Origin of the sequence: Caballeronia sp. GAFFF2, from assembly GCF_023631485.1 — a bacterium.
GTDB lineage: Bacteria > Pseudomonadota > Gammaproteobacteria > Burkholderiales > Burkholderiaceae > Caballeronia.
On sequence record NZ_JALQDA010000041.1, the window covers coordinates 1 to 715 of the forward strand.

At 59.6% G+C, this 715-nt stretch carries 1 protein-coding gene; it reads right to left on the minus strand.

Annotation, left to right across the window (positions count from 1 at the left end):
• Positions 1-88: 88 nt before the first annotated feature.
• Positions 89-715, minus strand: a 627-nt coding sequence (locus NCT04_RS31475; protein WP_250469770.1) for an ATP-binding protein, incomplete at its 5' end; no start/stop codon positions are given.

Sequence of the window (715 nt, forward strand, 5' to 3'; positions counted from 1 at the left end):
TATTTCGGCGAACGTGACCGCCGATTTCGGGAACGTGACCGATTCGGCAAGGTCGGGCGTTGCGCGGTGTCGATTGTAGATTTCCTTGCTAGTTCTGGTCGAGTTCTGGTTCGAGCACGCTTGGTTTCGGAGATGGTTTTCTAAGAGATTCGCCCGTCAGTTTGATGCGGTGATGTCGCTGCATAAGGCGATCGAGCATTGCGTCGGCGATCGTCTCGTCGCCTATCCAGCCATGCCAGTGTTCGATTGGTAGCTGACTGGTGACGATCGTGGCTTTTCCGGCAGATCGGTCATCAATCATCTCGAGCAAATCGTTTCGGACCATCGCGTCGAGCGGAGCCATTCCCCAATCGTCCAGCAGAAGAACATCAACGCGAGCAACCTGCAGCAGCCATTTGGTGAAGCCGCCGTTGCCGTGGAGGACGCGCAGTTCCTCGCCGAGGCGCGGCACACGTAGGTACAACGCGGAGTGCCCGCGTCGGCAGGCATACTGCGCGAGGGCGCAAGCGAGCCATGATTTACCTGCGCCGGTTGGGCCGCTAATGAGCAGGCTGTATCCAGATTCGACCCAGTCACCGAGAGCCAGGCTTGTGAGCGATCGCGGGTCCACGCCTCGACCAGCGCGAGTGTCGAGATCTTCGATGGCGGCCTGCGGATACTTCAGGCGCGCTTGCTTGAGCAGTCGAGTGCGGCGACGATCATCGCGCCAACTTGC